This is a genomic window from Deltaproteobacteria bacterium CG11_big_fil_rev_8_21_14_0_20_42_23, assembly GCA_002796345.1.
Classification (GTDB): Bacteria; UBA10199; UBA10199; order 2-02-FULL-44-16; family 2-02-FULL-44-16; genus 1-14-0-20-42-23.
In genome coordinates, this window is sequence record PCXC01000034.1 from 22,017 (window position 1) to 29,487 (window position 7,471).

General features: G+C 43.7%; 8 protein-coding genes and 1 tRNA gene. 5 read left to right on the top strand and 4 right to left on the bottom strand.

Annotation, left to right across the window (positions count from 1 at the left end; translation table 11 throughout):
- Positions 1 to 25 precede the first annotated feature (25 nt).
- Together COV43_04080 and COV43_04085 are read left to right on the top strand one after the other, a co-directional pair.
- Positions 26 to 580 (top strand): hypothetical protein, encoded by a 555-nt coding sequence (locus COV43_04080; GenBank protein PIR25759.1) that lies wholly within the window; start codon positions 26 to 28, stop codon positions 578 to 580.
- Positions 568 to 1,008, top strand: a complete 441-nt coding sequence (locus COV43_04085) for a hypothetical protein (protein PIR25760.1) — start codon at positions 568 to 570, stop codon at positions 1,006 to 1,008. Before COV43_04080 ends, COV43_04085 begins: the two co-directional genes overlap by 13 nt.
- Positions 1,009 to 1,055: 47 nt before the next feature.
- On the opposite strand, the gene COV43_04090 is transcribed toward COV43_04085, so the two are convergent.
- From COV43_04090 to COV43_04100, 3 genes are all read right to left on the bottom strand, one after another.
- A complete protein-coding gene (locus COV43_04090) occupies positions 1,056 to 1,973 on the bottom strand; it encodes a 3-phosphoglycerate dehydrogenase (GenBank protein ID PIR25761.1) in 918 nt (305 codons plus the stop codon).
- The gene (locus tag COV43_04095; GenBank protein ID PIR25762.1) at positions 1,973 to 3,124 is read right to left on the bottom strand and encodes an aminotransferase; all 1,152 of its coding nucleotides are present in this window, start codon (positions 3,122 to 3,124) and stop codon (positions 1,973 to 1,975) included. Before COV43_04095 ends, COV43_04090 begins: the two co-directional genes overlap by 1 nt.
- Before the next feature lie 160 nt (positions 3,125 to 3,284).
- On the bottom strand, positions 3,285 to 4,256 hold the full coding sequence (locus COV43_04100) for a hypothetical protein (protein PIR25763.1): 972 nt from the start codon (positions 4,254 to 4,256) through the stop codon (positions 3,285 to 3,287).
- A gap of 89 nt (positions 4,257 to 4,345) precedes the next feature.
- Between COV43_04100 and COV43_04105 the strand changes: the two genes are divergently transcribed.
- Positions 4,346 to 4,831, top strand: a complete 486-nt coding sequence (locus COV43_04105; GenBank protein PIR25764.1) for a tRNA-specific adenosine deaminase — start codon at positions 4,346 to 4,348, stop codon at positions 4,829 to 4,831.
- 11 nt (positions 4,832 to 4,842) lie between these two features.
- The gene (locus COV43_04110; GenBank protein ID PIR25766.1) at positions 4,843 to 5,952 is read left to right on the top strand and encodes a hypothetical protein; all 1,110 of its coding nucleotides are present in this window, start codon (positions 4,843 to 4,845) and stop codon (positions 5,950 to 5,952) included.
- A gap of 88 nt (positions 5,953 to 6,040) precedes the next feature.
- On the opposite strand, the gene COV43_04115 is transcribed toward COV43_04110, so the two are convergent.
- Positions 6,041 to 6,874, bottom strand: a complete 834-nt coding sequence (locus tag COV43_04115; protein ID PIR25765.1) for a hypothetical protein — start codon at positions 6,872 to 6,874, stop codon at positions 6,041 to 6,043.
- Positions 6,875 to 7,265: 391 nt separating this feature from the next.
- Between COV43_04115 and COV43_04120 the strand changes: the two genes are divergently transcribed.
- Positions 7,266 to 7,353 (top strand) — tRNA-Ser (locus tag COV43_04120).
- The last annotated feature ends 118 nt before the right edge of the window (positions 7,354 to 7,471 follow it).

Below are 7,471 nucleotides of genomic sequence, written 5' to 3' on the forward strand. Positions count from 1 at the left end.
TGTTGCTTGACTATCGTCCAGAAATATGGTTAGATCCATTATTATGGATGAAATAAAGCAAACCCTTTTTTCCACTGCCATTCTGCAAGTCTTTGATGTGCTGGCTCAATCTCGGGAGGAAATAAGCGATCAGCATTTGGGATCACGTATTCCTGGAACAAAGCGTTCGGCGGTAAACGTAGCGCTGAATACCCTTAGCGAGCTTGATCTCAATCAGAGAGTATTACAAAAAAAACAAGCCTTCAACAAAGCAAATACGAAAATTGTGTGGATTAAGTACTTCAAAATTTTAAGTAATCTTTTGGATGTGCATGAGCTTGTTTCACTTCTCCAGGACAATGCAACAAAGGTGATTCTGTTTGGAAGCCGGGCCGACGGTTCAAATACTTTGGAAAGCGATTATGATTTGCTTGTTGTTTCGGGAAAGGAAAAAAAAGTGAGGACACTTCTCAAAGAGCATCAACTTTATGAAAAGCTGCAGCTAATTTTTATGTCAGAACTACAAATGCTTGAACTCGATAAAAAAAATCCAGCTTTATATGCAGCGGTTAAGAAAGGAATAGTTTTATGGGAAACGTGAGCGAGCAATTTGAAGAGTGTCTAAAAAAAGGACATATTCGTATTTTTGATGAAGCGGAAATGTTGATTAAGAAAGAACTTAAGGCTGCTCGTGATGATCTTCGAGCTGCAAAAGAAAGCCTGGAAGAAAAACGTTGGAAGTGGTCAACCATTCAAGCTTATTATGTGATGTTTCACACCGCGAGATCTTTACTTTTTGCCAAAGGATATCGAGAACGTCAGCATAGATGCTTGAGAATAGCGGTGGCTCATCTTTATGCAAAAGAAGGCGAAGTTTTTTCACGTTTTATTGATGATTTCCAATTGGCAAAACAAATGAGAGAGAATGCAGATTACGAAAGTGATTTTTCGGAACTTGGCGCAAGAAAACTTGTGAAACGAGCTGAAGCGTTTCTTGCTTATGCAAAGAAATTGATGAAACCTGTATAAAAAAAGCCCTCAAGAAGAGGGCTTTTGTTTTTTTATTTTGATTATTTCTAGAGACCAAAGCTGATGATGATGTCTGCTAATTCGTCGCCAGCTCTTGCTTGGCCTTCTGTTGTTGATGCGCCAAGGTGTGGAGTGAGAATAATGCCTTCCACTTCCATGAGCGGAGAAGTTTTAAGTGGCTCCGTTGCAAACACGTCAAATGCTGCACCTGCGAGGTGGCCAGATTTTACAGCATCGGCAACAGCAGCCTCGTCTACAATTCCGCCACGTGCGCAGTTGACGATGAAGCTTCCTTTTTTCATGCACGCAATGTTTTCGGCGTTGATCATGTTTTTTGTTTCTGGAGTAAACGGAAGATGAAGTGTTACAAAATCAACTTGCTTCAACATTTCGCTGCTTGAGCACATTGGTATTCCAGTTTTATCGGCAAGTTCTTTGGGAAGATAAGGATCGGCTGCAATCACCTTCATGCCAAAAGCTTGGCAACGTTTTGCTACTTCTTGTCCGATGCGACCAAGGCCCAAAATTCCAATTGTTTTTCCAGAGAGCTCAGAGCCCATGGCCTTGTCCCACGTGCCTTTGCTGAGTTTTGCATGTGCACTTGGAATGTTGCGAACAAGAGAAAGCATAAGGCCAAGCACGTGCTCTGCAACTGAAACAGCAGTAGCACCTGGTGTGTTGCGCACTTCAATGCCTTTGGTTTTTGCGGCTGCGAGGTCGACGTTGTCTAATCCAACACCGGCGCGCACAACAAGTTTTAAGCTTGGCACGGCATCCATGATGTCGGCTGTAACCTTTGTGGCGCTTCGAATTGCGAGCACTTCAGTATTTCCAAGTGCTTTTTTCAATTCATCTGCGCTGAGGCCAACTTGCTCGGTTATGTTGTGGCCAGCGGCTTTTATTTTTTCGATAGCACTTGTGTCAATTTTATCTGAAACAAAAACATTCATCACGTACTCCTTCATTAAGCAGGATCATCAATTAAAAGATCTTGAGCCACTTTTACGCCAGTGCCCAATTCTACTGGATAGCCCATGCGCTTCAAAGCCATCTCTAAACCAGCAATGGCGGTGATCATATCGAATCGATCAACATAGCCAAGATGTGCAATTCTGAAAATTTTGCCTTTCATCTCGGATTGTCCGCCGGCGATGCTTACGCCAAGATCGTCGCGCATTGTTTTTACCAGTTTTCCACCATCGATACCGTCTGGAGCTTTAACCGCGGTGAGAACATTGCAAGGATGTTTTGCAAAAAGTTCGAGGCCAAGTGAAAGCATGGCTTTTCGCGTTGCGTTTCCAAGCCAAGCGTGGCGCTTCCATAAGCCTTCCATAGTTTCTTCGTGGATCATTTTCATGGATTCGCAAAGTTGTGTATAAAGATCAACTGCAGGGGTGAAAGGATGTTCGCCGTTGTTGTGGCCTTTTCGGTATCGCTTTAAATCGAAGTAGTAGCTGCTGTTGCGGGTGGCATCAATTTTTTTCCATGCTTTTTCTGAGACAGCCAAAAAGCCAAGGCCTGGAGGAAGCATAACGCCTTTGTGTGATGCACCAACGGCGATGTCTACATGCCACTCGTCCATGCGGAATTCTTCAGAGATTAATCCTGAAATGGAATCTACCACAAAGACGGCATCAGTTTTTGCAACGATTGCTCCCATTGCCTTTACGTCGAAAGTTGCACCAGTTGAAGTCTCGGTAAGGTGCGTAAACACTGCTTTTGCTTGAGGATACTTTTTTAGGGCATCTTCAAGTTGAGCAGGGTTTGGAGCATCGCCACGTTCAACATGCACTACAATAGCTTCTGCGCCAAAGTGTTTGCAGAGTTCAACCCAACGTTCCCCAAATTTTCCGCCATCGATACAAATGGCCAGGTCTCCTGGAGCAAGCAGTGAACAAACGGCAGCTTCCATGGCGCCAGTTCCGGATGCAGTCATCGAGTACACTTCATTTTTTGTGGTGAATAAATATTTTAACTCTTCATGCACTGACTTAATCAATTGCATAAATTGCGGAGTTCTGTGATGCGGAACACCTTTGGCTCTTGCCTCGTGAACAGACGGCGGAATCATAGTTGGGCCAGGGGTGAGTAGATAATTCTTTCTGTAGCGTGACATATTGTTTCTCCTTGTAAGGATAGTGGGGTAGCTTTTGAGGACCGGACCATAGGTCTTCTAGGGGAGGACGTCAACAGGGAGCAAAGAAAAATCAAAAAAAACTTCCCCATGTTTTTGCATGAGGAAGTGAAAGAAATGCAAGCTTCTGAAATGACTTCGCTTAGGCTTGATACCACTCAAAAATGCGATTCCACTGCTGGCGTTGGAAGGCCACTTGAAGTTTTCGCACCAGCTGGTTGAGTTCTTCAGGTTGAGAAAATTGGTACTCAAGTTTAATTTTACCGTTTTCGAAGTAAGGATCGGTGACCACTTTTGCGTCTTTGGGAAGATCGAGTGCGGTGATAAGCTCAGTAATGCGCTCTTGCTTCTGAGTGAGCTGTGGCAAGCGAATGCCGCGGAGAGCCTGGCGAAGTGACTTCACTTTGTCGGCTGGAGATGCAGTGTTGCTGATAACGACTTCCAACAGTTTGTAGCGGCTTAACACATCTTCTACCGAGAGACCATCGCGTGCTGAAATTTCACGAATGAGAGTGAGCAGCTCATTTAACTTGGCACTGGAAGGGCGGATGGGCTTTAGCACATTCAGCAAAGCTTGCTGTGTGCTTGGCGTAAATTCTCCGATGCGCGCCGCACAGGCAAGTGTGACACCTGTTTCCAGGATATGCTCTTTCATGGGCTCGGTAAGTTCGGTGAGCGAACTCAATTGGTAAAGGGTTTTGTAGCTTGGGACTTCTTTAAGAAGAGGAAGAATGTGATCAACCACTTCGTCTTCGGGAAGCGTGCAAAAAAGTTTCAAGCGCGTAATGGCATTTCCTTTTTCCACCAAGTTCAAACTTCGCGTTGTTCCATTATCGTGTAAGTTCATCAAAAAAGCTTGTGCCGGACTTAAGTCTTGCGCTTCGTAGATGATACATGGAAGTGAAGTGAATCCAAGTTCTTGCGCCACGAGAAAACGTTTGAAGCCTGCGATGATTTGATACGTTCCTTCTTGCGTATGACGAAGGAGAAGTGGCTGAATGATTCCAATATTTTTAATTGAACGCTTGAGTTCTTCCAATTTTGGCTTAAAGGTGATGCGATAGCTGTCGTCTTTTATATTTACGCTTGCGGTGGGAAGTTGTTGGAAAAACATGCAGAACTCCTTTGCTTCGTGAATTTTGTAAACCGTATTGTTAGACGAGTTTACAGCACAAAAGCAAATGTTTTTTGGCGGAAAGTCTTATGATAGCTCAATTTGACATCGACATGATGCAGAAAGCCTTGAAAGAAGCTGATTTGGCAGCCGGGAAAAATGAAGTTCCCATCGGAGCTGTTGCAGTTTTGAACGGCGAGTGCATTGCGACGGCGCATAACTTGAGAGAAAGTTCTCAAGATCCTTTTGCACATGCAGAATGTTTGTTGCTGAAAAAAGTAAGTGAGCGTCTAAACTGTTGGCGCCTCGAAGGTCTGGAAGTGTATGTCACCTGCGAGCCTTGTCCTATGTGCGCTGGCGCGTTGTTGCAAGCGAGAGTGAAACGCTTGGTGTATGGATGCAAAGACCCTAAAGCAGGAGTTTGTGGTTCACTGTATAACTTCTTGGAAGATAAACGTTTTAATCATCAAGTTGAAGTGCTTGGTGGTGTGTTGGAAGAAGAGTGTGCAGAACGCTTAAGTCTCTTTTTTCGTCAGTTGAGGAAGTTGTGCAAGAGGACAATAGAAATTTGGTAGATGAGAGCTTTATGAAGCCAAAGAAAATAAAAACAATTGTGAAGAAAAAGGCAATTTCGTCTAAACGAGATTTCTATGCTCGAATTCGTGAAATTGTTGGACAGGCCAGATCTAATGCCTACCGTTCCGTTAATTTCATCATGGTTGAGGCTTATTGGAATGTAGGTCGATTGATTGTGGAAGAAGAACAAGGTGGCCAAAAACGTGCTGCCTATGGTGAGGCTGTTCTAGCCGAACTTTCCATCCGTTTGAGTGGTGAATTTGGCAAGGGGTTTGACCTGACCAACCTTCGCAAAATGAGACAGTTTTACCTTATGTTTTCAAAACGAGGCGCAGTGCGTCTCGAATTCGCTAAATCCAAAAAACAAGACTCACTGCGTCCCGAATTATCATGGACCCATTATCGGCTATTATTACGGATAGAAGATGAAAAAGCCCGTACATGGTATATGAACGAAGCTGCCGATCAGAATTGGTCATCTCGTCAAATGGAACGTCAGATCAATTCTTTTTATTATCAGCGCTTACTGGCCAGCAAAAACAAAACTACGGTGGTTAAAGAAGCAAAAGAAAAATTGTCGCAGCTTGAGCCGGAACAATTCATACGTGATCCCTATGTTTTGGAATTCCTTAATTTGAAGGATTACCCAGGCCTGCGTGAAAGTAATTTAGAAAAATCTATTATCGATAATCTGCAAAATTTTTTATTGGAACTTGGCAAGGGGTTTTCATTCGTTGCCCGCCAGAAACGGATGAGATTTGAAGAAGATGACTTCTATGCTGATCTGGTTTTTTACAACTACATTCTTAAATGTTTTGTGCTCATTGATTTAAAAATCGGCAAACTAACCCATCAGGATATTGGCCAAATGGATAGCTACGTACGCATGTTCGAAGAAAACTGTCGTGGCGAAAATGATAATCCAACCATTGGGTTGATTCTTTGCTCAAAGAAAAATGAAGCCATAGCGAAATACTCGGTGCTTAAAGACAGCAAGAGAATATTCGCTTCAAAATACAAACTTTATTTACCAACAGAAGAAGAATGGCAAAAAGAGCTCGAACAGGAACGCTCTCTTATCGAGCAGAAAAAGATTTCTTTACAAGGTAAGGATTCGTAAGTGCGCGGTGCGATAGCGATCAAACACGATAAGGCAATGAAGGCACAACTCGCCAGGTTTTTCACTGCCTCGTTATGAACACAAAAGGCTACTTCACCGGAAAGGAAACGATTTTGTTTTCGGTGGGAAGATTGACCAGGATTTCTTTTTTGTTGATGTGGTAGGCCAAGTTTTGAGGTGAGTTGAGATCGAGCTTGAAATCCCGAAGCGTAAAATCACGCTCGAGCACATAGATGCTTCGTAAGCTTGCGCTTGAGAGATACATTTTTCCTTCGCCGTCTATAGTCATGCCTTCAAGGGTTCGCAGAAAAAGGGAAGGGATATTCTTTTTCTGTGCTTTTTTGTCGTAGGCTTGCACTTGGCCAGAGCTCCAGCCGCTTATCAAAAAATATTCATTCAACGGATGCCAGACAATGTTTCGTGGTTGTCCCAGTGAATCGTCTTGCACGAAAAGGCTCACTTTTCCTTCGGCGTCAATTTTGTACACCGCATTTTTTTGCGCATCTACGGTGTAGAGTTCATTGTCTGCCGTGGGAGTGATGGCGTAAAGTTCGCCCACTTCGATACCAGTGAAGGGGATGTCGTCGAGGAAGCGGTTTTTTTCGAGGCTGTAGACATGCACGAGGTTGATATCGGTGATGTAGAGTTTGTTGTTCAAAACCGCCAGGCCTTTTGGAGCATTTAGTTTTATTTCTTTGCTGCTATCGATGAAGTGAAGTTGTTGGATGCTGCCTTCGTCGTTTAATCGGGAAATAAAACCGTTGCCGTCTTTTTCGTTGTCTCTTCCATTGACGTTGGCAACGTAAATACTGTTTCGATCGGCATCCACCGCAATGCCAGCAGAGTGAAGAAAGCTGGCAGTTTCAAAGGCGAAGGCATTGGTGGAAAGGAGAAGAAGAAAAAGGAGAAAAATGTTTTTCATAAGGTGCTTACTCTATAAGGTTTAAAGTAATGGGTCAATGTTGAACTTCCGGGAATTGATTTTGAGTTGGGAACATTTTTCTTTCCTTTGCATCGCTCTGAAATTTCCGCTCAAGCGCCGCGGAAATTCCATCCAACATTTCGGCCTTCATGATTTTTTTAGGGCTGTCATAGACATGAAGGCCTCAAAAGTGCGCTCATGCAAAGGAAAGAAAAATGTTCAAATTGAAAATCAATACCACTTCAGTGGGGTGCGATAGGGCACCATTGGTGAGGGTGAGATTTTGCCACTTGATCGATGAGGCCTCGTGTGCTTAATGCTTTTGTCGCGCATTTAGCGCCTTCAGCCTCTGAAGTGTGGTTGAAGAAAGTAGTGTGAAGTTAGCAATATTGGAGAGATGGCCGAGTGGCTGAAGGCGCACGCTTGGAAAGCGTGTTTACTTTACTGTAACGCGGGTTCGAATCCCGCTCTCTCCGCCAGAAATAAAAAAGGATCCGAAAGGATCATTTTTTATTTCTGGCGGTGTGTATTGGACGAAGTTCGAATGTATTTCGGACAAAATCCGCAGGATTTTGACGAATGACACTTGCGCCTCGG